Below are 24617 nucleotides of genomic sequence, written 5' to 3' on the forward strand. Positions count from 1 at the left end.
TGTCATGACCAACACACAGAAGACCCGCTGGCCGGAACTGCCGACCGCGGCGTGGCGCGACAGCTGTGCCACGCTCCAGCTCTTCACCCAGATCGCCGGCAAGATCCGGCTGGCGAAGTCGCCCTGGCTCAATCACTCCTGGCACGTCACGCTCTATGTCACGGCGCGCGGGCTGACGACCTCGCCGATCCCCGACGGCGATGGCACGTTCCAGATCGACTTCGATTTCATCGATCACGTGCTCCGCATCTCGACCAGCGACGGCACCGAACGGCAATTCGCGCTGGCCGGTCAATCGGTCGCAAGCTTCTACGCGGCGGTCATGAGCAATCTGAAGGACCTCGGCATCGACGTCGCCATTGACGAGATACCGAACGAAGTCGCCGATCCGATCCGCTTTTCGCAGGATACGCAGCATGCGTCGTACGACGCGGATGCCGTGCGCCGGTTTCACCAGATCCTCGTGAACTGCGATCGCGTGTTCAAGCAATTCCGGACCGGCTTCCTCGGCAAGGCGAGCCCGGTGCATTTCTTCTGGGGCAGCTTCGATCTCGCGGTGACGCGGTTTTCCGGCAGAACCGCGCCGCGGCATCCCGGCGGCGTGCCCCATTTGCCCGATGAAGTGGCGCACGAGGCCTATTCGCACGAGGTCAGCAGCGCCGGCTTCTGGCCGGGCGGCGGCGCGATCGATTATCCCGCGTTCTATTCCTACGCCTATCCGGAACCCGCGGGCTATCGCAGCGCGCCGGTACGGCCCGACGCCGCCTTCTTCAGCGAGGCGCTTGGCGAATTCATCCTGCCCTACGACGCCGTGCGGACGGCTGCGGACCCCGACAAGGCGCTGCTCGAATTCCTGCAATCGAGCTATGAGGCCGCGGCCATCAACGCGAACTGGGACCGTGCTGCGCTGGAATGCGCACCGGGCCAGCCGGGCGTGGTCCGAGGGGTCTAGCGGCGCGCTGTGCCGGCGGCTCAATCCTCTTCGCGCGACGGGGTCGCCTTGCCGAGCGCCTGCTTCAGCCGCGCGGAGAATTTCGGATAGTGACGCAGCGCCAGCACGCCGCGGTCGCGACCAAACGCTTCGTTTGCGATTCTCGTGGATAGTCGGCGAAGGCGCATAAGTTAAATTTTCGTGTTACGCCTTTACCGCATCGTTGCATCGCCGAGCTATCTTTCGGACGACGCCCCGCGACCCCGGCCGGCTCGAACACAACAGGCAGTATATTCGTGAGCGCCCCGCAACCCGTCACGATCCCGCGACAACCACCGCACGCTGATCGGTCATGACGCGGCCATCGATCCTTGCCCTCGCGGTCAGCGCGTCCATTCTGCTGTCGGTCGCCGCGCGGGCTTGCCCCGCCTTGATCGAAGGCGTCCCGGCCGACCGGCTCGAGGCGCTGTCACGCGGCGTCAATGCCGACGGCTGGATGGCCGATCCGCGGTCGGCGCCGCCCCGCAGCCTGCTGCTCGAGCTGCGCAAGGCCGGCATGACCCACATCCGGCTGCCGGTGCCCGCCGACTTCGTCATGCCGCGCTTCGCCGCGAAAGCCGAGATCGACAGCCGCCTGCGCACCGTCAATGCCGCGCTCAAGACCCTGCTCGCGCTCGGCTATGCGGTGTCGATCGACCTGCATTCCAGCGAGCGCTTCAACGCGCTGCACAAGGACGATCCCACCAGTGCGATGATCGAAATGAAGCGCGCCTGGACCGAGCTCGCACGGGTCATGCAGCGCTATCCGTCCGACCGTGTGTTTGCGGAACTGTTGAACGAGCCGGATGTCGAGGCCGCGCAATGGCAGGGCGAAGTCCGGGAGCTGGCCGGTTTCATTCGCGGCCTGCTGCCGCAGACCACGCTGGTCACCGGGCCGGTCAACTGGCAGCGCGCGGATTCGCTGCCGGGCTTCACGCCGCTCGACGATCCGAATGTCGTCTATGCCATCCACTTCTACGATCCGATGGTGTTCACCCATCAGGCCCATTGGGATCCGGGTGAACCGCTGCACGACGTCACCGGATTGCCCTATCCGGTCCGCGCCGACGATCCCGGGGTTCAGCAGCTGCGGGATCAGCTCACCGCGCTGGACAAGCGCAAGGCGCTCGCGATGGTGGACCGCGCCATTCCCGACCGCGGCATCGACAAATGGCTCGAACCGGCGGCCGCTTGGCAACGGCAATATTCGCGGCCGATCATCATCAATGAATTCGGGGTGCTCAAGGCCGGAGCGCCGCGCGACAGCCGGCTGCGCTGGCTCGCTGGCGTGACGGCCTACGCCCGGCAACAATGCTGGGGCTGGACCCATTGGGAGCTGTCGCAAGGCTTCGGCCTCGCCGACCCGGTCACCGGCAAGGTCGACCGCGAGGCGCTGAGGGCCCTGCTCGGGACCCGCTGACCCATCTGGTTAACCGGTTCTTACACAATGCGCGGCTAGATCGACGATGCGGTGTGGCACGCCCACACGTCCGGTCACATTAGGTCAGAGCCTGTGCGAGCAGAGATAGCCCCGCGGCCGCTGTTGGCCGGCGATCTGATTCCGGCACTCGGCATCGCCGTGGCATCGATCGCATTCGCGCCGATCATGCAGGCGGCCAACGCCGGGCTCGCGATCGTCGTCGAAAGCCTGATCGGCTGCGCCATCGTGCTCGCGGTGCCGGCCTACGCGCCGTCGATCGCCATCTTCATCATCTTCTTCCAGAACCTCTTCGTCTCGATCCTGTCGTCCTATATGACGACCGAGCAGGAGATGGATTTCGTCAAGGGCTACAATTTCCTGGTCATCGCGGTGATGTGGCTGGTCACGCTGGCGCTCTACGCGCTGCACGAGCGGAAACATTCCGCCGAGATCGACCGGATCATGAAATGGGGGTCGATCACCCTCGCAACCGTAACGGCGTATTTCCTGCTCGGCGCCACGCAGGACTCGCACGCGGCCCTCGTCTATCTGCGCAACATTGCGCTGCCGCTGTTTCTGTTTCAGCTATCGCTGCTGACGGCCGCAACCTTCGAGATCCGCATCACGCCGTTCCTGGTGACGGTTGCCGCGCTGCTGATCGTCTGCGGATATGTCGAACTGCTGTTCCGCGATTTCTGGCTCTCCATCACCAACGGCTACACGTTCTGGCACTTCGACGAACTCAAGGCGAGCCGCTCCGGATCCTGGGAGGCCGAGATGCGGGCAACCGGCAGGGTGCCGGTGGATCTGATCGATCGCTTCCGTTTCAGCTTTCTCAACAGCCCGTTGTTCGAGGACCTCGGCCTCTCGTCGTTGCTGCGCATCTTCGGACCGAATATGAGCCCGATCAGCTTCGGTTACGGAATCGCCTTCTCCATCCTGTTCCTGTTCGCGGTCGGATATCGCTGGCTGGCGCTGGCTGCGATCCCGCTGCTGATTTGCTGTAGCGTAAAAGGCGCGCTCATCCTGGTCATCTTCGTGGCCCTGGCCTGGACGGCAACCTGGCTGCTCGGCGCCACCATCACCCTTGCCGTCGCGCTGGTCGGGCTCGTGCTGTACGCCATCGCGGCGATCTATATTGGACTCCAGATCGGCGACTTCCACGTGATCGGCTTCATGGGCGGGTGGGACGGCTTTCGGCAGAATCCGATCGGCCGCGGACTTGGCGTCGGCGGCAATCTCTCCGAAGGTTATTTCTCGATCGACTGGAACGCAGCGCAGGCGGCCGGCACGATGGACGGCGCGGTGGAGAGCGCCGTCGGCGTGCTGCTGTACCAGATGGGGATCGGCTCACTGGTGCCGCTTGGCTACTTCCTGGCGATGGCGCTGAAGGCCTGGCGGCTCTACGCCTCGTCGGGAATCCTCATCCAGGGGCTCGCCGCTTTCGGCACGATGGTCGTTCTGGTGAACGGCATCTTCCAGGAAGAGGCGCTGTTTGCGCCGCCGGCACTTGGGCTGTTGCTGTGCCTGACCGGACTCGTGATCGGCCACCATCTGCGCACGCAGAGTGACGATCGGAAGGTCTCTGCGACCGACAGTGCTCCTCAATGAGGAGGGGCCTCGTCGCAGTGCGACCGAGGCCCCGCTCAACCTGCGCCGTCAGAGCGGCTTGATCTGCACCTTGCGGAACTTGACCACGCCCGAACCATACTGGAGCGCGATATAGCCGTTGGCGTGCTTGGAATCCTGGGCGTCGACGGTCTTCTGGCCGTTCAGCGTCACGACGAAATGCGGCCCCTGCGCCGTGATCTCGTAGACGTTCCATTTGCCGGCCGCCTTCGGCATCGGATCGACCTTGCCGACGTCGACAATCGCGCCGGTGCCGTAGGTCGGGTCCGGCCGCTTGTCGAAGATGTTGACCTCGTAGCAGACCTTGGAGTCGATCACCTTGTTGCCTTCGCAGCGGATGAAGATGCCGCTGTTGGCATCCTCGTCGGTCCAGAACTCCGCCCTGATCTGGAAATCCTTGTATTGGGTCTTGCTGACGAGATAGGAGAGATCCTTGCCGTCGAGCTTGTCGGCGACCAGCGCGCCGTCCTTCATCGCCCAATTGGCCTTGCCGACCTCGTCCCAGTCACCCTTCTTGGAACTGTCGAGCAGCGTGACCCAGCCGTCGTCCCCCGAGGCGGCGGTGGAAAATTGCAGCGCGGCCGCACCGATCACAAGTCCCGCCGCCAGTATCGACAGATGCTTCTTCAAGGTTATCCTCCCGTCTTTTGGTTGGCGCGCAACCTATCATCGTCTGCGGCGGCGTAAATGCTTTTTCATATTGCAACTGCGTTGTGTCACGGATCGTTGTCGCAATCCTGAGGTCAGACATGCACGGCCGCGTCTTGCCGGGCGGAAGCGAGGACGACTAGCATCGCGCGGTATACGAGCGCGGCAGTCGCTCGAGAAATCCGATCTGGGAGCATACCGATGACGGCATCGAACCGGTCCTGGCGATATCTGATGATGCCGTTGGCCCTCGCCGCGACGCTGAGCGTCAGCTCCGCGGCCGAGCTCAATCCGGCCGCCGTCACCTACAAGCTGCCGGATCAGATTCCCTGGAGCCCGGTCGACGCGCGCGGCGCGCAGAATGCGGTCGTGGTCGGCGATCCCTCGAAGCCCGGCTTCTACATGGTCTACACCAAATGGACCAAGGGCAGTCACTTCAGCCGTCCGCACTTCCATCCCAACGACCGCTACATCGTGGTGCTCAAGGGTACCTGGTGGGTGGGCTCGGGTCCGAAATTCGATCCCGATCACGACACCGTGGCGATGCCGGCCGGCAGCTTCGTCACCCATTTCGGCAAGCAGGTGCACTGGGACGGCGCCAAGGACGAGGACGCCGTGCTGCTGATCATGGGCGAAGGCCCGGCCACCGCGACCGAGGTCGAGCAGAAGTAGCCGGAACCGGCTAGCAACCTTTGCATCCAGGCGGCGTTTCATCCCCTCATCATCATGACGAGGAAATGACGCATGGCAAACGCCGCTGATATTCGGGAACATATGGATGTGATCTCGTCGGACAAGAAAACGGTCGGCAAGGTCGACCACATGGAAGGCACCGACCAGATCAAGCTGACCAAGCAAAGCTCGCCTGACGGTCAGCACCATCACTTCATTCCGCTGTCCTGGGTCGACCATGTCGACCAGCACGTCCACCTCAACAAATCGGGCTCCGACGTGACGGCGCATTGGCAGCACGGCCGCCAATAGCCGCGTTGCGCGAGGTGGGAGCGATGCTATCATCCCGGCCCAAGGAAGGGCCTTCGATGCATCCCGCCGCCAAGCTGCAATTTGCCCGCATCGTCGACGAGTTCGCGCGCTGGCGCGCCATTGCGGAACCGGAACGGCCGCCCGCGCCGGCCTGGTGGTGGGGGCCGGCATTCGAGATGCGCGATGCCGCCGAACCGCTGCCATCCGCCTGGAGCCGCCAGCTCCGCCTTGCCGACGGCGCGAGCTTTGCGGAGGCTGCCGTTGTGTTGCGCCAGACGTTGGCCGGCCAGGACATCCTGCCGTGGCCCTATGATTTCTCGCGCAAGGTCGCATCAACCGATTCCGACGTTCGCGACCTGCCCGTGCAGCCGTCAGACGACAGCGCGTTTCCGCCCTAGATCCGGCCCGGCCTCGCTGGTCGCCTCGCCATCCAGCGACGGCTGCAACGGCGGCGACGCCTCTGCCTGCGACGGCTTCAACAATTCGGCGAGATCGCGCGGCGGCAGCGGCCGGCTGAACAGGAAGCCCTGCATCTCGTCGCAGGCATGGGCGCGCAGGAATTCCTGCTGCTCGGAGGTCTCGACGCCCTCGGCGACGATGGTCATGCCAAGCGCCTTGCCCATCGAGATGATCGCCTGCGCGATCGCGACGTCCTCGGAATCATTGGGCAGGTCGCGCACGAAAGAGCGGTCGATCTTGATGGTGTCGATCGGGAACTGCTTCATCAGCGACATCGATGAATAGCCGGTGCCGAAATCGTCGATCGCCAGCCGAATGCCGCGATTCTGGATCGCGTCGAGCACGCGCACCGCACGCGTCACGTTGCGCATCACCATGCTCTCGGTGACCTCGAGCTGGAGCAACGCCGGCGACATGCCGCTCTCCTCCAGCGCCGCGTCGATGTCGTCGAGCAAGTTCGGATCGCCGAACTGCCGCGGTGAAAGGTTGACCGCCATCGTCACGGCCCTGAGGCCGCGGCGCTGCCACGCCATGTTCTGCCCGCAGGCTTCCTTCAGCACCCAGCGGCCGATCGGCACGATCAGGCCGGTCTCCTCGGCGAGCGGAATGAACTGCCCCGGTGATACCTTGCCGAGTTCCGGATGGGTCCAGCGCAGCAGCGCCTCGACGCCGCTGATCTGCCCGCTCGCCATATCCACCTTGGGCTGATAGTCGAGCGAGAATTGCTTGCGCTCGAGCGCGCGGCGCAATGCGCTCTCCATCGTCAGGCGCTCGATCGACTGCGCCCTGATCTCGTTGGAGAAGAAGCGGAAGCCGTTCTTGCCGTCTTCCTTGGCGAGATACATCGCCATATCGGCATTCTTGGTCAGCGTCTGCACGTCGGAGCCGTCGGCCGGATACATCGCGATGCCGATCGAGGCCGTGGTGTGGCACTCATGCCCGCTGAGCTGCAGCGGCTGGCCGAGCGAAACCAGAAGATCGCCGGCGATGCGCTCGACGTCGTCCCGTTCGGCGGTTTCCTCGAGGATGACCACGAACTCGTCGCCGCCGAGCCGCGCCACCACGTCGCTCGCGCACAACGATCCACGCAGCCGCTCGGCGATCGCCACCAGCAGCATGTCGCCGGCGTCGTGGCCGAGCGAATCGTTGATCACCTTGAAGCGGTCGAGATCGATGAACAGCACCGCGAGCTGCCGGCGATGGCGATCCGCCGCCGAGATCGCGTGATGCAGCATCTCGTTGAACGTCTCGCGGTTCGGCAGATTGGTCAGGCTGTCGTGCGAGGCAAGATATTCGATGCGCTCGTCGGCCTTGTGTTTCTCATCGGCGCGATCGAAGCTCTCGAGCGCGAACGCCAGATTGTCGGCGAGGCGCTGCAGCAACTCGGCGAACTCCGGCGTGAACGTGTCCTTGTCGATCGCGACGAAGATCATGACCCCGACCACCTGCCCGCTGACAACAAGCGGAAACGAGGCGCTGGACTGCGTTCCATCGAGCCGCGCGCGCTCATGGAAAGCGGCGGTCTCGGGATCGGCAAAATAGTCGTTGATGATGCACGCCTTGCCGGAGCGGAACGCCCGACCGCAGGCGCCGCGCCCCTCGGGGTGCGCCTCGCTGGTCGAGAGCGTCACCTGGCGCGCGCCCTCCGCCGCCGGCCCCGCAATCGCGACGATCCGCAGATAGTCGCTTCCGGTCTGCGCCAGCGCGATCGTGGTCGAGGTGAACTTGCCGCCGGTCGCCGCCGCCGCGCAGACCAGTCGATACAATTCTGCGCGGGACTTCGCCCGCATGATCGCCTCATTGGTCGCGCTCAGCGCCGCGAACATCCGCGACAGCCGCTCCTTCTGCTCGTCGTCCCGCGCCTTCTCGTCGGCGCGATCGAAATTGGCCAGCGCAAACGACACGTTCTCGGCAAGCCGCTGCAACAGCGCCATCATCTCCGGGCTGAAGGTGCCGAACTCGCTGGAGAGAAACACCAGCGCGCCGATCGCCTCGCCGTTCTTGAGCAGCGGCAGGGCTGCGCCCGATTTGCTGCCGCTGTCGCGTACGGCCGGATAGACGTGCGATTCGGGGCCGAAATCGCTGAGATAGTCGTTGCTGATGCAGGGCCTGCGCGTGCGGATCGCAACGCCGGTCAGCGTCTGTCCCTCCGGACGCGTCGCGTCGGCCGACAGCTGAACCTCTCGGGCCCGCACCCGGTCCGGGCCCGAGGCGGCCACATTGTCCAGGAAGACCTCGCCCGGCCGCACCAGCCTGATCGTGGCCGAGACGAACTGGCCGCCGACCGCCGCGGCATCGCAGACCAGATCGAACAGTTCGCTGCGGGATTTCGCCCGCATGATCGCCTCGTTGGTCGCGCTCAGCGCCGCGAACATCCGCCGCAGCCGCTCCTTCTGCTCCTCGGTCCGCGCCTTCTCGTCGGCACGGTCGAAGCTGCCCAGCGCATAGGAGACGTTGTCGGCGAGCCGCTGCAGCAGCTCGGCGAATTCAGCCGAGAATGTGTTGCGCTTGGCAGAGATGAACAGCATCACTCCGACCGGCTCGTCGTCGACAATCAGCGGGAATGCCGCGCCCGATCGCGCATCCTCGCGGTCGATGACGTCGCGGAACGGATTGCTGGCGACGTCGCCCAGAAAATCGTTGTTGATGCAGGCGCGCCGCGAGCGGAACGCCCGGCCGCAGACGCCGCGCCCTTCGGGGCGTGCCTCGCTGCGGGAGACGTTGAGGCGGCGCGCATTTGCCGCGGTAGGCCCTGCGACCGCCATCATCTCCAGGAAATCGTCGCCGGGCTTCGCGATCAGGATGCTGGTGGAGTTGAATCCGCCGCCATGCGCCGCCGCCGCGCAGACCAGCTCGAACATCTCGAGCCGCGACCTCGCGCGCATGATCGCCTCGTTGGTCGCGCTCAGCGCCGCGAACATCCGCGACAGCCGCTCGCGCTCGGCGTCGGCCCTGGCCTTTTCGGTGGCACGGCCGAAATTGTCGAGCGCGACCGAGACATTCTCGGCGATCCCCGCGAGCAGCGCGATGATCTCCTCGTCACGCGCCCAGGAATTGCTAGTGAAGAAGATCAGGACGCCGACGCTCTTGCCGAACCGGATGAGCGGCAGCGCGACGCAGGCCATCAGGCCGCTGCCGCCGATCGGCATATGCGACGGGCTCATCGATATCGGGATATCGTGCTCGACGCAGGGCCGCTGGGTCCGGAACGCCTCGCCGCAAATCCCCTTGCCGTAGACGCTGTCCGGATCGGTCGAGAAGCGCGTCTGGGTGATCAGGTCGAGCGCCTCGCCGGTGCCGGCGACAGGCTCGAACCAGTGCGTGTCGGGTTCGGCCAGCAGCACCACCGTCGCGAAGGACTTTCCGCTGAACACCGCGGCATCGCAGACCCGCTGATAGAGATCGTGCTCGGTCTTGGCGCGAAGGATCGCCTCGTTGGTTGCGCTGATCGCACCGAACATGCGGTTGAGCCGGCGCATCGCCCGCTCGCCGCTCTTGCGCGAGGCCTCGTGGTCGAAATTATCGAGCGCAAAAGACACGTTCGCGGCCATGCGCTCCAGCAGCGAAACGGCCTCGTCGCTGAGCGAATTGATCTCGCGCCGCGTCACCATGAAGACGCCGACGCTGCGCCGGTTGCAAACCAGCGGCACCGCGGCGGCCGCCCCGACGCCTGCCGCTGCCGCGCCGCTGCGCCAAGCCGCCGAAACAGCGTCGTTGACATAGTCGTTGCGGACGCAGGCCTTCTGGTCGCGGAACGCGCGGCCGGCCACGCCTTCGCCCTCCGGGGTGTTGGCGATCGCGGAAATGGTGATGCTGCGTAGTCGCGCGACATCGTCGCCGTAGCCAGCCGCGAACCTCAAGAGACCGGTATCCGGCTCCAGCAAAAACACGGTCGCGGCCAGGAAGCTCCCGCTCGAGAACGCGGCTTCGCAGACCTTGCCGTACAATTCTTCTGGTGATTTCGCGTACAGGATCGCTTCGTTGGTGGCACTCAACGCCGCGAAGGTACGCCCGATGCTCGACTGCACGATTCCTGAAGGCCCCGGGGCCAACCCCTCCAATCTGGCGGGGAACATTGCCCGCGAGAGGCCTAAGTGGTGGTTAGCGTATCCGGCAAGTTGCACGACAAAGTAAACGGCTGACGAACGCCGGCGGCGGTTTTCCGGGATATTACGGACACCGGTGTGCCAGCCTGAGGCGGAGGGTGGCGAGGCGCGGATGGACGTCCTGCTCGCGCCGCCCGAGCAGCCAAATTCCGCATCGCGACCGCGCCCGTTCCACTCCGTGAAATCGCGGCGGCGAGCACCCTGCTGGCGGTATGGCCGCCCGGATTTTTCTGCCCTTGCTCGCCCCTCGGCGCTTTGAGAGCATGACGTCGACAACAGCAAGCACGACCCGCGCATCACGCGGGCAGACCGCGAGGAAAATCCCATGCCAATCGTCCAGGCCGACCGTCTCACGCGCATCGGCGCGGCACTCCTCAAGGGTGCCGGCGCATCGGAGGAGGAAGCCAGCGCAGTCGCCTCCGGCTGCGTCAACGCCAACCTCGCCGGCCACGACTCCCACGGCGTGATCGCAATCCCGACCTATATCGACCGCATCAAGGCCGGCCACATCGTGCCCGGCGCGAAATGGACCATCGTGCAGGAGACACCGACCACGACCGTGATCGACGGTCATTGGGGCTTCGGCTTCCACGTCAACGCCAAGGCGATGGAGATGACCATCAACAAGGCGAAGACCGCCAATGTCGCGGCCTGCACGGTGTTCCGCCAAAGCCACGTCGGACGGCTGGCGCACTACCCGATGATGGCGATGCGCGAGGGCATGATCGGGATTGCGGCCGCCGATTCCGGCCGCTCGCCGAAGCACGTGGCGCCGTTCGGCGGCCGCGAGGCCCGGCTCGGCACCAACCCGCTCTCGATCGCGGTGCCCTCCGATCTCGAGGCGCCGTTTTACCTCGATATGGCGACCTCGGCGGTCGCCGCCGGCAAGATCCAGCTCGCGGTGGCGCGTGGCGAGAGCATCCCGAAGGGCTGGATTATCGATGCCGAGGGGCGCGACACCACTGACCCGAAGGACTACCGCAAGGGCGGCGCGCTGCTGCCGCTCGGCGGCAGCGAGGGCTACAAGGGCTCGGGCCTTGCCGCGATGGTCGAGGTGCTGTGCGGCCTCCTGACCGGGCTCGGCTTCGGCGTCGAGCCGACCGGCCGACACAACGACGGCTGCTTCATGGCGGTGTTCAACGTCGCCGCATTCCGTCCGCTCATGGACTTCAGGAAGGAGGTCGCCGACTTCGCCCGCTATTTGAAATCGACGCCGCCCTCGGAAGGGAGCCGCGGCGTGTTCTATCCCGGCGAGATCGAATATCTGCGCGAGCAGCAGCGGCGCAAGGACGGCATCGAGATCGAGGATGCGACCTGGGACAAGCTCAAGGCGCTCGCCGCCGATTACAAGCTCACCGATGAGCTCGACCTTCGCTGACAGTTGCGGACACAGGAGAACGACATGACACGGCAAATGGCGCTGGTTGGCTTTTTGCAGGCGCAGAACTGCACCAACCTGCCGAGCTCCTGGCGCCACCCGGAATCGCGCGACGATTCGATGTCGGCGGACTACTATCAGGAGATCGCGCGCATCCTGGAGCGCGGCAAGTTCCACATGGCGTTCTTCGACGATCGCCTCGCGATGCCCGATCGCTACGGCAACGATCACGCCCACACCGTCGAATACGGCATCCGCTGCGTGAAGATGGACCCGATCGTGGTGCTGACCACGATGGGCATGGTCACCACCAAGCTCGGCCTCGCCTCGACCGCCTCCACCACCTATTTCGAGCCGTTCGACGTCGCCCGCCGTTTCGCCACGCTCGACCTGATGACGGGTGGCCGCGCCGCCTGGAACGTGGTGACGTCGGTCAATGACGGCGAAGCGCTCAACATGGGCCGCGAGCAGCATCTCGAGCACGACCATCGCTATGACCGCGCCGACGAGTTCATGGAGGTGGTGCTCGGCCACTGGGACGCCTGGGAAGACGGTTCGCTGCTGATCGACAAGAAGAGCGGCCGCTTCGCCGATCCGACCAAGGTGAAGCGGCTCGACCACAAGGGCGCGTTCTTCACCTCGCGCGGCCCGTTCACGGTGCCGCGCTCGCCGCAGGGCCATCCCGTCGTGATCCAGGCCGGCGCCTCCGGCCGCGGCCAGCGCTTTGCCGGGCGTTGGGGTGAGGTGATCTTCACCGCGGCGCGCAACCTCGCCAATGCCAGGCAGGGCTATGACGCGATCCGGGGCGAAGCCGCCAAGGCCGGGCGCGATCCCGACCAGATGTTCCTCTGCAATCTGATCACCCCGGTCACCGGCGCGACCAAGGCCGAGGCCGAGGACCGGATGGCGGTGATCCAGAAGCTGCCGCTCGAGATCGACGCGTTGTCGCTGCTCGCCGAAGGCCTCAACTTCGATTTCGGCGCCAAACCGATCGACGAGCCGCTGACCACCGAGGAGTTGCAGGGCATGCAAGGCATGCTCGGCATTCGCGACGGCGTGCTGCGCACCTCCGGCAAGAGCAATCCCTCGACCCGCGATTTCATCACCTTCTCCGGCCGCGGCCAGGTGCAGGACGCGATGGTCGGCGGCCCGAAGGAGATCGCCGACCGGCTGGAGGAGATGTTTGTCAATCGCGGCTGCGACGGCTTCGTCGTCGCGGCGAGCTACGTGCCGGGCTCCTATGCCGACTTCGTCAACCACGTGGTGCCCGAACTGCAGAAGCGCGGGCTGTTCCACAAGGATTACGCCGGCACGACGCTGCGCGAGAATCTCGGGCTGAAGCGCCCGGCCGCGGGCGCCTGGAAGACCCGCGCGCAGGCCGCGGAATAGAGGGACATCATCATGCGCTGGCTGAAATTTACTGCCGCAGGCACTACGTCTTGGGGCCTCGTCGAGGGCGACGCCGTCACCACCGTCAATGGCGATCCCTTCGGTGAATGGAGCAAGACGTCGAAGACGCATGCGTTGAAGGACGTCAAGATCGAGCTGCCGCTGATCCCGCGCACCTTCTACTGCGTCGGGCTGAATTATTTGAAACACCTCAAAGAAGCCGCCGACAAGGCCGGCACGGTGCCGAACGTTCCCGATCATCCCGAGATCGGCTACCGCGCGCAGAACGCGCTGATCGCCCATGACGAGAACGTCGTGATCCCCGCGAGCGCGACCGAGAAGATCCATTACGAGGGCGAGCTCGTCGTCGTGATCGGCAAGACCGCCAAGCACCTGACCGAGGCCAACGCGATGGACTGCGTGTTCGGCTACACCATCGGCAACGACGTCTCCGAACGCAGCTGGCAGAAGGCCGATCGCGGACTGTGGCGTGCCAAGAACGCCGATACCTTCAAGCCGATGGGTCCGTGGATCGAGACCGATGTCGACCTCGACCGCATGGAGACCGCGATCCGCGTCAACGGCAAGGAAACCGGCCGCTTCCACACCAACGAGATGATCTTCGGCATCGTCCCGTTCCTCGTCGAACTGACCAAATATTTCACGCTGTCGCCCGGCGACGTGATCTGGATGGGCACCGACGGCGCCTCGCCGGACCTGAAGGACGGCGACGTGGTCGAGATCGACATCACCGGCATCGGCACGCTGCGGAACAGGTTCGTGAGGGAGAAGGTGTGAGGCGGCTTGCACCACTTTAGAGCCGTCATCCTGAGGTGCTCGCGAAGCGAGCCTCGAAGGATGCACGGCCGCCGCTCCATCCTTGCGTCGAGAGCCGGGCCGTCGTGCTTCGAGGCTCGCTGCGCTCGCACCTCAGCATGACGGTGATGGACCGGGTCGCTTCTCTCTCCATTTGTCGTCCCGGCTTTCGCCGGGACGACGGCGAGTTTGTGGCGCCGCTTGTGGATCATACATCCGCATTCTCGCGACATCATTTGCCCGACGGGCCATCGTGACGTGATCACACAGCCGTTCGCATCGTGACAACACAGGGCGAAGCGCAATAAGGTCCGCGCGCACTCATCAGACAAGTCAGCCATGCCACTTTCACGCCGAACGTTGCTTCAGGGCTCCCTGCTATCGGCCGCAGGGATCGTTTGCGGGCCGTCGACCGCCCTTGCCGAGCAGCCCGCGGAGCGTCCGACGTCGGAGCAACGCAAGCAGATGGCTGACCTGGCCGCCGACTTCATGAAGGACTACGATGTACCGGGTCTTTCGATCGCGATCGCAATCAAGGGAAAGCCCGCTTATGTCGAGGCGTTCGGCGTTGCGGATCGGGAGACCGGCGAAGCATTGACCCCGCAACACCGCTTCCGGATCGCGAGCATATCGAAGCCTGTGACCTCGACCGGGATCTTCACCCTGATCGAGGCCGGCAAATTGCGGCTCGGCGACTATGTGTTCGGCGCAAGCTCCATTCTCGGCAAGGACTATCCGACGACACCCACGCTGCCAAGCTTGATGCCAGTCGGCTCGTCTCGCTCCCATGTCGAGCAGATCACGATCGAGCATCTCTTGACCCACACCACCGGAACCTGGGGAAACCAGTTTCGCGATCCGATGTTCATGAACCAGAACCTGAAGCATCGCGAACTGATCAGCTGGACGCTGGAGCATATGCCGCTCACCAGTCCGCCAGGCGAAGCCTATGCCTATTCGAACTTCGGCTATTGCATCCTCGGCCGCGTGATCGAAAAGCTGAGCGGCCAGAGCTACGAGCAATACATCAAGGACGCCGTCCTGAAGCGATGCGGCATCACCGACATGCAGATTGCCGGCAATACGCTGAGCGAGCGCGCAAGCAACGAAGTGAAATACTACAGCCAGACCGGCGATCCGTACCGGATGAACGTCGCCCGGATGGATTCGCACGGCGGCTGGATTGCGACGCCGGGCGATTTGACGACGCTGTTCGTCCATATCGACGGCTTCAAGGACACTGAGCAGCTGCTGACCGACGACAGTCTCCGCGTCATGAGCACCCCCAGCGCCATCAACCCCCGCTACGCCAAGGGCCTGTTCGTCACCGCGAACAATAATTGGTGGCACAGCGGCCTGCTGGACGGAACGACGACGATCTCGGTGCGAACCAGCGGCGAGTTCTGCTGGTCGGCGTTCACCAACACCAGATCGCGGGAAGGCATGACCCGCGCCCTCGACCTGCTGATCTGGCACATGGTCAAGACGGTGCCTGACTGGCATCCTCAGAAGCGCGCCTAGACCCTCCCGTCATTCCGAGATGACCTGAACGAGCAATGCAAATCCGGGCTCTCCTCACCGTCCAGCCCGCGGCCTGCTCTTCACGTGATCGATGAAGGCGCGCAGCTTCGGCATGATCTGGCGGTGGCCGGGATAGTAGAGGAACACGCCCGGCGTGGTCGGTGCGAATGGCTCCAGCACGCGGACGAGCTTCTTCTCCTTCACGGCGCCTGATATCAGCGGTGCGGGGACCTGCGCGAGGCCCACGCCTTCGATGGCGGCGCCGACCAGCGTCGGGAAGTCATGGCCGATGAAGGATCCCGACACGGTAAGCTCGATCGAACGGCCATTGTCGTTCAGCGACCATGGCGCGAGCCCGCCGTTCGATCGCCGCAGCCGCAGGCACGCGTGTTCGCGCAAATCGTCCGGGCGCTTGGGGCGGCCGCGGCGCGCGAGATAGTCCGGGCTACCGACGATGGCGAACGGGAACGGCTTGGTCAGGCGCACCGCGACCATGTCCGGGTTGATGAACTGGCCCATCCGGATGCCGGCATCGAAGCCGCCGGCGGCGAGGTCGACCAATTCCTCGCTGGCGGCGAGCTCGACCTCGATCTCGGGATAGGCCTTGCAGAACGACGCGATCAGCGGCTCCAGCAGGATCGGCACCACCGAGCGCGGTACGGTGAGACGCAATAGCCCGGCGGGCTTCTGCCCGAGCTCGCGCGCCGCCCCACTCGCCGCGACCAGCTCCTCGAATGCCGGTCTTGCGCGCGCCAGAAACCGTTCGCCGGCATCGGTCAGCCCGACGCTGCGGGTGGTGCGGATGAACAACACGGCGCCGAGGCGCGCCTCAAGGGCGCGCACCGCTTGGCTGATCGCCGATGGCGTGACGCCGAGCTCGGCCGCCGCGCGGCGAAAACTGCGGTGCTGGGCGACGGCCAGGAATGCCTCGACACCGTCGAGCGCGCCCTGCCGGACTGTGAAGTTCTGCTTCATGGCCTGTGAACATTATCGCGAATAGTCGCTCGCGGAAAGCCGCCCTACATCGGAGCCACAAGCAGCGGCAACGCGACCTGCGCTGCTCACGCGACATCACGACATCCGTCGTGAACGGAGACATGCGACCGATGCAAGCAATCCGTCACACAATCCTGGCTCTCACCCTCACTTTGACAGGCACCACTTCCATGACCGCCCCCTCCTTTGCCCAAGCTCAAGCACAAGCCCAAGCCACCTCCACCGTCACCACCGGCGTGATGGTCATCCTCACCGCGAAAGCCGGCGTCACCCGCGATCAGGTGATGGCCGTGATGCCGGACGAAATCCGGCAGACCGTGCAGCTCTATCTCAACGGCAAGATTCGCGAATGGTATTCGCGCTCCGACGGGCGCGGCGTGGTCTTGCTGCTCGACGCCAAGGATGCATCCGAGGCGCACGCGATCATGGAAGGCCTGCCGTTGTCCAAGCTCGATCTGATGGATCACGAGTACATCGGGGTCGGCCCGCTGCTGCCGCTCCGCCTGCTCGTCGCCAAGCCCTGAGCGTCAAGGTCCTGAACGCAAGCCAACCGAACCGATCGACAACAAGGGAATCCGCCGATGCCCCCGGGCTTCAATCTTCCATTCGTCCTCAGCGTCGCCGGCGGGTTTCTGACAAGCGCCGTCGTGGCCGTCACCTACGTCTGGCCGGCGCTCCGCGCGATGCCACGTGACAACGCGCTCCGGCTGCTCGCAGCGTTCCATGCGTTCAGGTTCCTGGGTATGAACTTCATGGTGGCCGGGTTCGTGTCGCCGCAGTTGAGCGCGGATTTCGCAAGCGAGGTCGGATGGGGCGATCTCGTCGCCGCCGTTCTCGCGCTGCTTGCGATGGCGGCGCTGTCCTGGCGGTGGGCGATCGCGATTCCGATCGTCTGGGTCTTCAACATCTGGGGCACGCTGGACCTTCTCAACGCCTATTACAACGGCGTGAAGATCGGCGATCCCGGCCTGTTCGGCGCCGGCATCTATATTCCGGCGCTCTATGTGCCGCTGCTGCTGGTCAGCCATGTCATGGTGTTCATGATTCTGTTGAAGACCAAGTCGACAGAACAGGCAGCATGACCCGTATCTTCGTAGGATGGGTAGAGCGTAGCGAAACCCATCAAGTCGAACCCGCGGCACCATGATGGGTTTCGCTTCGCTCTACCCATCCTACCGACTGGTTCGACCGTCATCCCCGCGCAAAGGCTTCGCCTTTGTCGCTGGAGGCGCGAGCCTCGCGGCGCACTTGCGCCGCTGGGCGAGCCTCGAAGGATGCACGGCCCGGCTGGTGGCCGTTCGCCCTTCGAGACGGCCGCTACGCGGCCTCCTCAGGGTGACGGGACAAAATTGAGCGCGCGGCCCCATCATCGTCGTCAGACCACATCACTTCAAAACGGCAACGCCACGCCGGTCTTGATCTCCTTCAGGATCACGTTGGTGCGGACGTGGCGGATGCCGGGGATGCGGAACATGAACTCGTCGAGGAATTTGTTGTAGGCGTCCATGTCGCGCACCACGACGCGCAGATGATAATCGGCGTCGCCGGTGGTCGCGAAGCATTCCAGCACTTCGCGGCGCTTCATCACCCGCGCGACGAACTCGTCGACGAACTTCACGTCGTGCCGCTCGAGCGAGACGTGCAGGATCGCCGAGGTCGCAAAGCCGGCGCGCTCGCGCGCCACCAGCGCCGAATAGCCCGAGATGACCCCGGACTCTTCCAGCGCACGGACCCGGCGCCAGCACGCCGAGGTCGACATCCCAACGGTTTCCGCAAGCTGCTGGTTGGTGGCGCGGCCGTCCTTCTGCAGTTCGGCGAGGATTTTCTCGTCCTGCTCTTCGACCATTGCGAGGCCCTCGATTTGGTAGATCCTACCGAACTACATCGTTCTCAGCAATATCCTGCCGATTTTTCCGCGACAAATGAATGGATAGGTAAGACCTACCACGCCCACAGGCATAGCCTTGTCGGATCAGACATCGCGAATCTCGGAGAGGTCAGTCATGGGCCAGATGCCGTTGCTCGACGCCTATCAGCTGTCCGAGCGCTACAGCCGCGACCGCGGCCGCGTCTTCCTCACCGGCACGCAAGCGATCGTCCGCATCGTGCTCGACCAGGCGCGGCGCGACCGCGCTGCCGGCCTCAACACCGCGGGCTTCATCTCCGGCTATCGCGGCTCGCCGCTCGGCGGCGTCGATCTCGAACTGTGGAAGATCGGCGAGCAGCTCAAGGACAGCCGCATCGAATTCCTGCCCGCGGTGAATGAGGACCTCGCGGCGACCGCCGTACTCGGCTCGCAGCAGGTCGAGACGCAAAGAGATCGCGAGGTCGATGGCGTGTTCGCCCTTTGGTACGGCAAGGGCCCCGGCGTCGACCGTTCCGGCGATGCGCTGAAGCACGGCAATGCCTATGGCTCCTCGCCGCGTGGCGGCGTGCTCGTCGTCGCCGGCGACGACCATGGCTGCGTGTCGTCCTCGATGCCGCATCAGTCCGACGTCGCCTTCATGAGCTGGTTCATGCCGACGCTGCATCCGGCCGATGTCGGCGAATATCTCGCATTCGGCGAGTATGGCTACGCGCTGAGCCGGTTCTCCGGCATGTGGGTCGGCTTCAAGGCGATCTCGGAGATCGTGGAATCCGGCGCCTCGGTCGAGCTTTCGCCGCCGCGCCGTTTCGTGCAACCGGATTTCGTGCCGCCGCCCGGCGGCCTGCATTATCGCTGGCCGGATCTGCCGGGCCCGCAGATCGAGGAACGGCTGGAGGCGAAGAAGCACGCGGTCTACGCGTTCGCGAAAGCCAATCCGATCGATCGCCACATCTACGACATCAAGGATGCGAGCTACGGCATCGTCACCACGGGCAAGGCGCATCTCGATCTGATGGAAGCGCTGCGGCTGGTCGGCCTCGACGAGGCGGCGTGCCGCCGCTTCGGCATCGACATCTACAAGGTCGGCATGGTGTGGCCGCTGGCGCTGCACGATGCGATGGAGTTCGTGAAGGGCAAGCGCGAGATCCTCGTGGTCGAGGAGAAGCGCGGCATCATCGAGAGCCAGTTCAAGGAGTATTTCTACGACTATCCCGGCGCCAAGCCGGACCGGATGGTCGGCAAGCATGACGAGAGCGGCGCGCGGCTGATCTCCTGGACCGGCGAATTGTCGCCGCGCATGCTCGCCGACGTGCTGGCGCGCCGGCTCGACCCGACGTTTCCGGAATTGCAACTCGCTCGCCGCGTCGCCGCGCTGGTGCCGGAACAGGACCGCATGATCGCGGTGCCGGGCGCGACCCGTACGCCGTATTTCTGCTCGGGCTGCCCGCATAACACCTCGACGAAAGTGCCCGAGGGCTCCAAGGCGCTGGCCGGCATCGGCTGCCACTTCATGGCAAGCTGGATGGACCGCGAGACCTCGTCGCTGATCCAGATGGGCGGCGAAGGCGTCAACTGGGCGGCATCGTCGAAATTCACCGGCAACAGCCACGTCTTCCAGAATCTCGGCGAAGGCACCTACTATCACTCCGGCTCGATGGCGATCCGGCAGGCGATCTCTGCGAAAGCCAACATCACCTACAAGATCCTGTTCAATGACGCGGTGGCGATGACCGGCGGCCAGCCGGTCGACGGCCCGGTCAGCGTGCAGGCGATCGCGCACTCTGTCCGCGCCGAGGGCGTCGCGCGGATCGCGCTGGTCTCCGACGATCCCGCGCATTTCTCGCCGGCCGACCTGCCCGTGGGCGTCACCATCCATCCGCGCGAGGCGATGGACGCCGTGCAGCGCGAGCTGCGCGCTGTTCCCGGCGTCACCGTGCTGATCTATCAGCAGACCTGCGCCACCGAGAAGCGGCGGCGGCGCAAGCGCGGACAGATCAAGGATCCCGCGCGCTTTGCCTTCATCAACGACCTCGTCTGCGAGGGTTGCGGCGACTGCTCGGTGGAATCCAACTGCCTCAGCGTCGAGCCGAGGGAGACGCCGTTCGGCCGCAAGCGCCGGATCAACCTCTCGACCTGCAACAAGGATTTCTCCTGCCTCAACGGCTTCTGCCCGAGCTTCGTCACCATCGAGGGCGGCAAGCGGCGGGCGAAGAGCGCGAGCGCGATCGATCCGCTGACGCGTGCAGCGGCGCTGCCGATGCCGGAGCTCGCGGCGCTCGAGCGGCCCTATGATCTCTTGGTCACGGGCGTCGGCGGCACCGGCGTCATTACAGTCGGCGCATTGATCGCGATGGCCGCGCATCTCGAGGGCCGCGGCGTCTCGGTGCTCGACTTCACTGGTTTTGCGCAGAAGTTCGGCCCGGTGCTGAGCTACCTGCGGCTGGCGGCCACACCCGACGCGCTGCATCAGGTGCGGATCGACCAGGGCGCGGCCGACGCGCTGATCGGTTGCGACCTCGTGGTGAGCTCGTCGGCAAAAGCATCCGGCACCTATCGCAAGGGGATGTGCGCTGCGGTCAATACCGCCGAGATGCCGACCGGCGACGTGGTGCGCTTCCGCGATGCCGACCTCGCCTCGCCGGTTCGCTTACGCGCCATCGAGCGGGTGATCGGGTCGGGCAACCTCACCATGATCGACGCCAACGCGCTGGGCGAGCGGCTGCTCGGCGACAGCGTCTTTGCCAACATCATCATGCTCGGCTTTGCCTGGCAGCAGGGCCTGGTGCCGGTCTCGCTGGATGCGCTGATCCGCGCGATCGAATTGAACGGCGTCGCCATCGAGCGCAACAGGCAGGCGCTGGCGTGGGGCCGGATCGCCTTCGCCGATCCGGGGTTCTTGCCGAAGGCCGACGGTGCTGCAACCGATGTGCCCGAAACGCTGGAGCAGATGATCGCGCGGCGCGCCGATTTCCTCAGGGCGTATCAGGACGAGGCCTATGCTGCGCGCTATCGGGCGACAATCGACCGCGTGCGTCGCGCCGAAGTGGCGCTCGGCAGCGAGACCTTGACCGACGCCGTGGCCCGGTCGCTGTTCAAGCTGATGGCCTACAAGGACGAATATGAGGTGGCGCGGCTGCATATGCAGAGCGGCTTCCTCGACGAGCTCAGCCAAGAATTCGACGGCGACTTCACGGTGCAATATCACCTTGCGCCACCGTTCCTCCCGGCGCAGCGCGATGCACGGGGACGGCCGAGGAAGCGCGCGTTCGGACAATGGATCCAGACGCCGCTGCGGTTGCTCGCGGGCCTGAAAGGGCTGCGCGGCACGGCGTTCGACGTGTTCGGCTACACCGCGGAGCGCCGCACCGAGCGCGAGCTGATCACCTGGTATGAGGCGCTGATCGAGACCATGCTCGGCAAGCTCGACAAGGCACGGCTGCCCGATCTCGTCGCGCTGGCAAAGGCGCCGATGGAGATCCGCGGTTATGGGCCGGTGAAGGATGCCGCGATCGAAAAGACCAGAGCGGAGGTCGCGCGGCTCACCGCGCGACTTGCCTCCGCCCCGTCAGACCAAGGCGACGGCTCAGGCCGCCGCGCGGCGCTTGGCGGGTGATATCAGGCCGACAACGACGGTCGCGAGCACCGCCACGACGATGTTGAGCAGCAACGCGCCGAGGCCGACATAGAAGCTGTAGCTGGCATCGCCGAGCGAGATGCTGGCGAGCGGCTTCAGCCCGTTGCTCCACGCCGTATACGTGCCCCAGCCGATGCCGACCGCCCAGCCGAGCAGCAGCCCTTCGGCGCGGAACCAGACGGTGAACAGCCCGAACACCAGCGCCGGCAGGGTCTGCACGATCCAGAGGCCGCCGAGCAGTTGCAGGTCGAGCGCATATTGCGTCGGCAGGAACAGGATGAAGGCGAGCGCACCGACCTTGACCACCAGCGATGTGATCTTCGCCACCGACGCCTCACCGGCGTGCGAGATGTCCGCATTGACGTAGGCCTTCCAGACGTTGCGGGTGAACAGATTGGCGGCGCCGATGCTCATCACCGCCGCCGGCACCAGCGCGCCGATCGCGATCGCCGAGAACGCAAAGCCCGCGAACCATTCCGGGAACAGCGTCTTGAACAGCATCGGCACCACGTCGTTCGGCGAAGTCACCTTGATGCCGGCGGCATAGGCCATGTAGCCGAGCAGCGCGATCAGGCCGAGCAAGAGCGTATAGGCCGGCAGCAGGATCGCATTCTTGCGGATGGTATCCGCCGACTTCGAGGCGAAGATGCCGGTCAGCGTGTGCGGATACATGAAGGCGGCGAGCGCCGAGCCCAGCGCCAGCGTCGCATAGGGCAGATACTGTCCGGGCTTCAACGTCAGGCCGGTGGCGCCGCCCTTCGCCGTGAAGGCGTCGTTGGCGGCCGAGAACACCGCGCCGTAGCCGCCGAGCTTCGCGGGCACCACGACCACGGCGGCCAGCACCACGATGTAGATCATGATGTCCTTGACGAAGGCGATCAGCGCCGGCGCGCGCAGGCCGGAGCTATAGGTATAGAGCGCGAGGATCACGAAGGCGGCGATGATCGGCAGTTCGCCGGATAGCCCCATCGCCTTGATCACGACCTCCATGCCGATCAGCTGCAACGCGATGTAGGGCATGGTCGCGACCAGGCCGGTCAGCGCCACCGCGAGCTCGAGCGCGCGCGAGCCATAGGCGCCGTGGACGACATCGGCGGCGGTGACGTAGCCGTTCGCATGCGCCTTCTTCCACAGCACCGGCATGACAGCGAATACGAAGGGATAGACGATGATGGTGTAGGGCAGCGCGAAGAAGCCGTAGGCGCCGACCGCGTAGACCAGCGCTGGCACCGCGATCACGGTGTAGGCGGTGTAGAAATCGCCGCCGACCAGGAACCAGGTGATCCAGGTGCCGAACTGGCGACCGCCGAGGCCCCATTCGTCGAGATGCTCGCTGACCGGGCCGGATTTCCAGCGCGCCGCGAAGAAGCCCATCACGGTGACGAGCGCGAAGAAGAAGATGAAGACGGAGAGCGCCACCCAGGCGATGTGATCGGTCATGGCTGTCCCCTCACCGCGGCTCGTCGGTATCGGGCCGGCGGCTGCGATAGACCAGCCAGATCAAGAGCGAGGAGATCGGCACCCAGGCGAGCTGGTACCAGTAGAAGAAGGGAAAGCCGAACAGCGACGGCTCGACGAAATTATAGAACGGCACCCACAGCAAGCCGATGAACGGCAGCAGCAACAGAATCCACATGGCCTACTCTTTGACGCAAGACACAGCTCAAGGCGGGAGGTTCCGCTGATCATGGCAACGATCCAGGAACCGGTCCGTTGCGTCTAGAATCACGGTTACGGCAATGCGACGCAAAAAGATGTGATCGTCACCTGGCGCATGCCGCCTATTCGGCCTTGATGCCGGCGTCCTTTGTCACCTTGCGCCAGCGCGCTTCCTCGCCGGCAAAGTAGCGGTCGAGCTCGGCCGGCGGTGAGGCCACCATCACGAGGCCCTCATTGACGCTGAGCTTCTTGAAGGCCTCCGCCTGCACGGCCTTTGCCGCCGATCTGTTGAGGCGATCGATGATGTCGGGCGGCGTATTCGCCGGCGCGTAGAGGCCGTACCAGGATTCGGCGACATAGCCGGAGGCGCCGGCTTCCGACACCGTCGGCAATTGCGGGAACGCGGCCGAGCGCTCAGCGGACGTCACTCCGATCGCGCGCAGCTGCCCGGCCTCGACCAGCGAGGCGCAGCTTGCCACCGTGGTGAACATTACCTGGATCTGGCCACCCAAGAGGTCGGTGATGGCAGGCGCCGCGCCCTTGTAGGGAACGGTGGTGAGATTGACCCCGGCCATGTGCTTGAACAGTTCGCCGGCGAGATGCGCCGAGGTGCCGGTGCCATAGGTGCCGTAGGACAGCTTTTGCGGATCGGCCTTCGCGGCCGCGATCAGATCGGCAATCGACTTGATCGGCGAAGCGGGATTGACCACAACGACGTTGAAGGAGCGCGCCACCAGCGCCACGGGCGCAAAATCCTTGTGCGCATCATAAGGCAGCTTGCTGTAAAGGCTCGGATTGACCGCGTTGGCGAAGGTCGCCATCAGCAGCGTGTAGCCGTCGGCTCGGCTCGTCGCGACGCTCTGCGTGCCGATGATGGTGCCGGCCCCCGGCTTGTTCTCGATGATGACGGTGACGCCGAGATCCTTCTGCATCTCCTGCGCCAGCGTCCGCGCGACGACATCGGTGCCGCCGCCCGGCGCGAACGGCACCACGATCTTGACGATGTGATCGGGATAGGCGGCGCGCGCCGGCAGTTGCAGCAGCAGGTTTGCTGCGAGCGCGAACAGGAGTGATGCGAGAAGACGAAGCGGCATGGCAAGCTCCGGCGGCAGACGCTGCCGTCTTCATACACGCGAACGCC

21 protein-coding genes are annotated in these 24617 nt (G+C 65.0%); 13 read left to right on the top strand and 8 right to left on the bottom strand.

The genetic code is table 11. The features are described from left to right. The first annotated feature begins 4 nt into the window (after nucleotides 1-4). Nucleotides 5-952, top strand: a complete 948-nt coding sequence (locus tag J2R78_RS10940; protein ID WP_253604326.1) for a DUF5996 family protein — start codon at nucleotides 5-7, stop codon at nucleotides 950-952. A 20-nt stretch (nucleotides 953-972) separates the two neighbouring features. Here the strand turns inward: J2R78_RS10940 and J2R78_RS10945 are convergent, their stop codons facing one another. Further along, nucleotides 973-1119 carry a hypothetical protein gene (locus tag J2R78_RS10945; RefSeq protein ID WP_253604328.1) on the bottom strand — a complete coding sequence of 49 codons (147 nt, stop codon included), beginning with the start codon at nucleotides 1117-1119 and terminating at the stop codon, nucleotides 973-975. A 164-nt stretch (nucleotides 1120-1283) separates the two neighbouring features. Between J2R78_RS10945 and J2R78_RS10950 the strand changes: the two genes are divergently transcribed. Together J2R78_RS10950 and J2R78_RS10955 are read left to right on the top strand one after the other, a co-directional pair. Further along, the gene (locus J2R78_RS10950; protein ID WP_253604331.1) at nucleotides 1284-2390 is read left to right on the top strand and encodes a glycoside hydrolase family 5 protein; all 1107 of its coding nucleotides are present in this window, start codon (nucleotides 1284-1286) and stop codon (nucleotides 2388-2390) included. Between the two features lie 123 nt (nucleotides 2391-2513). After that, on the top strand, nucleotides 2514-4001 hold the full coding sequence (locus J2R78_RS10955) for a hypothetical protein (protein ID WP_253604333.1): 1488 nt from the start codon (nucleotides 2514-2516) through the stop codon (nucleotides 3999-4001). 48 nt (nucleotides 4002-4049) lie between these two features. Here J2R78_RS10955 and J2R78_RS10960 read toward each other — a convergent pair whose 3' ends face one another. Beyond that, nucleotides 4050-4649, bottom strand: coding sequence for a DUF1080 domain-containing protein (locus tag J2R78_RS10960; RefSeq protein ID WP_057015457.1), 600 nt, complete (start codon nucleotides 4647-4649; stop codon nucleotides 4050-4052). Nucleotides 4650-4868: 219 nt separating this feature from the next. Here J2R78_RS10960 and J2R78_RS10965 point away from each other — a divergent pair, with 219 nt between their 5' ends. From J2R78_RS10965 to J2R78_RS10975, 3 genes are all read left to right on the top strand, one after another. Further along, on the top strand, nucleotides 4869-5339 hold the full coding sequence (locus J2R78_RS10965; RefSeq protein ID WP_253604335.1) for a cupin domain-containing protein: 471 nt from the start codon (nucleotides 4869-4871) through the stop codon (nucleotides 5337-5339). A 72-nt stretch (nucleotides 5340-5411) separates the two neighbouring features. Beyond that, the gene (locus tag J2R78_RS10970) at nucleotides 5412-5651 is read left to right on the top strand and encodes a DUF2171 domain-containing protein (protein ID WP_057015458.1); all 240 of its coding nucleotides are present in this window, start codon (nucleotides 5412-5414) and stop codon (nucleotides 5649-5651) included. Nucleotides 5652-5707: 56 nt separating this feature from the next. Continuing rightward, complete coding sequence (locus J2R78_RS10975; protein ID WP_253604337.1) at nucleotides 5708-6049, top strand: hypothetical protein; 342 nt, start codon at nucleotides 5708-5710, stop codon at nucleotides 6047-6049. Here J2R78_RS10975 and J2R78_RS10980 read toward each other — a convergent pair. After that, a complete protein-coding gene (locus tag J2R78_RS10980) occupies nucleotides 6023-10138 on the bottom strand; it encodes a GAF domain-containing protein (protein WP_253604339.1) in 4116 nt (1371 codons plus the stop codon). The genes J2R78_RS10975 and J2R78_RS10980 overlap by 27 nt on opposite strands. A gap of 403 nt (nucleotides 10139-10541) precedes the next feature. Here J2R78_RS10980 and J2R78_RS10985 point away from each other — a divergent pair, with 403 nt between their 5' ends. The 4 genes from J2R78_RS10985 (at nucleotide 10542) to J2R78_RS11000 (ending at nucleotide 15320) form a co-directional block, all read left to right on the top strand. Continuing rightward, nucleotides 10542-11594 carry an Ldh family oxidoreductase gene (locus J2R78_RS10985; protein WP_253604341.1) on the top strand — a complete coding sequence of 351 codons (1053 nt, stop codon included), beginning with the start codon at nucleotides 10542-10544 and terminating at the stop codon, nucleotides 11592-11594. A 24-nt stretch (nucleotides 11595-11618) separates the two neighbouring features. Continuing rightward, complete coding sequence (locus tag J2R78_RS10990) at nucleotides 11619-12983, top strand: LLM class flavin-dependent oxidoreductase (RefSeq protein WP_253604343.1); 1365 nt, start codon at nucleotides 11619-11621, stop codon at nucleotides 12981-12983. Nucleotides 12984-12995: 12 nt separating this feature from the next. Then, complete coding sequence (locus J2R78_RS10995) at nucleotides 12996-13781, top strand: fumarylacetoacetate hydrolase family protein (RefSeq protein ID WP_253604345.1); 786 nt, start codon at nucleotides 12996-12998, stop codon at nucleotides 13779-13781. A gap of 483 nt (nucleotides 13782-14264) precedes the next feature. After that, nucleotides 14265-15320 (top strand): serine hydrolase, encoded by a 1056-nt coding sequence (locus J2R78_RS11000; protein ID WP_253604347.1) that lies wholly within the window; start codon nucleotides 14265-14267, stop codon nucleotides 15318-15320. Nucleotides 15321-15374: 54 nt separating this feature from the next. On the opposite strand, the gene J2R78_RS11005 is transcribed toward J2R78_RS11000, so the two are convergent. Continuing rightward, entirely contained in the window at nucleotides 15375-16295 is a 921-nt protein-coding gene (locus tag J2R78_RS11005; RefSeq protein ID WP_253604348.1) for a LysR family transcriptional regulator, read from the bottom strand. A gap of 110 nt (nucleotides 16296-16405) precedes the next feature. On the opposite strand from J2R78_RS11005, the gene J2R78_RS11010 reads away from it, so the two are divergent. Together J2R78_RS11010 and J2R78_RS11015 are read left to right on the top strand one after the other, a co-directional pair. Continuing rightward, entirely contained in the window at nucleotides 16406-16840 is a 435-nt protein-coding gene (locus tag J2R78_RS11010) for a hypothetical protein (RefSeq protein ID WP_253604349.1), read from the top strand. Between the two features lie 57 nt (nucleotides 16841-16897). Beyond that, on the top strand, nucleotides 16898-17398 hold the full coding sequence (locus J2R78_RS11015) for a hypothetical protein (protein ID WP_253604350.1): 501 nt from the start codon (nucleotides 16898-16900) through the stop codon (nucleotides 17396-17398). Between the two features lie 308 nt (nucleotides 17399-17706). Here J2R78_RS11015 and J2R78_RS11020 read toward each other — a convergent pair whose 3' ends face one another. After that, a complete protein-coding gene (locus tag J2R78_RS11020; protein ID WP_057015467.1) occupies nucleotides 17707-18162 on the bottom strand; it encodes an Lrp/AsnC family transcriptional regulator in 456 nt (151 codons plus the stop codon). 157 nt (nucleotides 18163-18319) lie between these two features. Here J2R78_RS11020 and J2R78_RS11025 point away from each other — a divergent pair, with 157 nt between their 5' ends. Beyond that, nucleotides 18320-21796 carry an indolepyruvate ferredoxin oxidoreductase family protein gene (locus J2R78_RS11025; protein ID WP_253604351.1) on the top strand — a complete coding sequence of 1159 codons (3477 nt, stop codon included), beginning with the start codon at nucleotides 18320-18322 and terminating at the stop codon, nucleotides 21794-21796. On the opposite strand, the gene mctP is transcribed toward J2R78_RS11025, so the two are convergent. From mctP to J2R78_RS11040, 3 genes are all read right to left on the bottom strand, one after another. After that, on the bottom strand, nucleotides 21767-23257 hold the full coding sequence (gene mctP / locus J2R78_RS11030) for a monocarboxylate uptake permease MctP (RefSeq protein ID WP_253604352.1): 1491 nt from the start codon (nucleotides 23255-23257) through the stop codon (nucleotides 21767-21769). The two genes, J2R78_RS11025 and mctP, sit on opposite strands and share 30 nt — an antisense overlap. Nucleotides 23258-23267: 10 nt before the next feature. Then, on the bottom strand, nucleotides 23268-23453 hold the full coding sequence (locus tag J2R78_RS11035; protein ID WP_057015470.1) for a DUF3311 domain-containing protein: 186 nt from the start codon (nucleotides 23451-23453) through the stop codon (nucleotides 23268-23270). A 145-nt stretch (nucleotides 23454-23598) separates the two neighbouring features. Then, complete coding sequence (locus J2R78_RS11040) at nucleotides 23599-24570, bottom strand: tripartite tricarboxylate transporter substrate binding protein (protein ID WP_253604353.1); 972 nt, start codon at nucleotides 24568-24570, stop codon at nucleotides 23599-23601. Between the last annotated feature and the right edge of the window lie 47 nt (nucleotides 24571-24617).

The organism is Bradyrhizobium sp. USDA 4538, from assembly GCF_024171045.1.
Taxonomy (GTDB): Bacteria; Pseudomonadota; Alphaproteobacteria; order Rhizobiales; family Xanthobacteraceae; genus Bradyrhizobium; species Bradyrhizobium australafricanum.

Excerpts from the sequence above, each read along its gene's own strand:
- J2R78_RS10940 (WP_253604326.1), top strand. The coding sequence starts at position 5 with ATGACCAACACACAGAAGACCCGCTGGCCGGAACTGCCGACCGCGGCG.
- J2R78_RS10945 (WP_253604328.1), bottom strand. The coding sequence starts at position 1,119 with ATGCGCCTTCGCCGACTATCCACGAGAATCGCAAACGAAGCGTTTGGT.
- J2R78_RS10950 (WP_253604331.1), top strand. The coding sequence starts at position 1,284 with ATGACGCGGCCATCGATCCTTGCCCTCGCGGTCAGCGCGTCCATTCTG.
- J2R78_RS10965 (WP_253604335.1), top strand. The coding sequence starts at position 4,869 with ATGACGGCATCGAACCGGTCCTGGCGATATCTGATGATGCCGTTGGCC.
- J2R78_RS10970 (WP_057015458.1), top strand. The coding sequence starts at position 5,412 with ATGGCAAACGCCGCTGATATTCGGGAACATATGGATGTGATCTCGTCG.
- J2R78_RS10975 (WP_253604337.1), top strand. The coding sequence starts at position 5,708 with ATGCATCCCGCCGCCAAGCTGCAATTTGCCCGCATCGTCGACGAGTTC.
- J2R78_RS10985 (WP_253604341.1), top strand. The coding sequence starts at position 10,542 with ATGCCAATCGTCCAGGCCGACCGTCTCACGCGCATCGGCGCGGCACTC.
- J2R78_RS10990 (WP_253604343.1), top strand. The coding sequence starts at position 11,619 with ATGACACGGCAAATGGCGCTGGTTGGCTTTTTGCAGGCGCAGAACTGC.
- J2R78_RS10995 (WP_253604345.1), top strand. The coding sequence starts at position 12,996 with ATGCGCTGGCTGAAATTTACTGCCGCAGGCACTACGTCTTGGGGCCTC.
- J2R78_RS11000 (WP_253604347.1), top strand. The coding sequence starts at position 14,265 with ATGGCTGACCTGGCCGCCGACTTCATGAAGGACTACGATGTACCGGGT.
- J2R78_RS11005 (WP_253604348.1), bottom strand. The coding sequence starts at position 16,295 with ATGAAGCAGAACTTCACAGTCCGGCAGGGCGCGCTCGACGGTGTCGAG.
- J2R78_RS11015 (WP_253604350.1), top strand. The coding sequence starts at position 16,898 with ATGCCCCCGGGCTTCAATCTTCCATTCGTCCTCAGCGTCGCCGGCGGG.
- J2R78_RS11020 (WP_057015467.1), bottom strand. The coding sequence starts at position 18,162 with ATGGTCGAAGAGCAGGACGAGAAAATCCTCGCCGAACTGCAGAAGGAC.
- J2R78_RS11025 (WP_253604351.1), top strand. The coding sequence starts at position 18,320 with ATGGGCCAGATGCCGTTGCTCGACGCCTATCAGCTGTCCGAGCGCTAC.
- mctP (WP_253604352.1), bottom strand. The coding sequence starts at position 23,257 with ATGACCGATCACATCGCCTGGGTGGCGCTCTCCGTCTTCATCTTCTTC.
- J2R78_RS11035 (WP_057015470.1), bottom strand. The coding sequence starts at position 23,453 with ATGTGGATTCTGTTGCTGCTGCCGTTCATCGGCTTGCTGTGGGTGCCG.
- J2R78_RS11040 (WP_253604353.1), bottom strand. The coding sequence starts at position 24,570 with ATGCCGCTTCGTCTTCTCGCATCACTCCTGTTCGCGCTCGCAGCAAAC.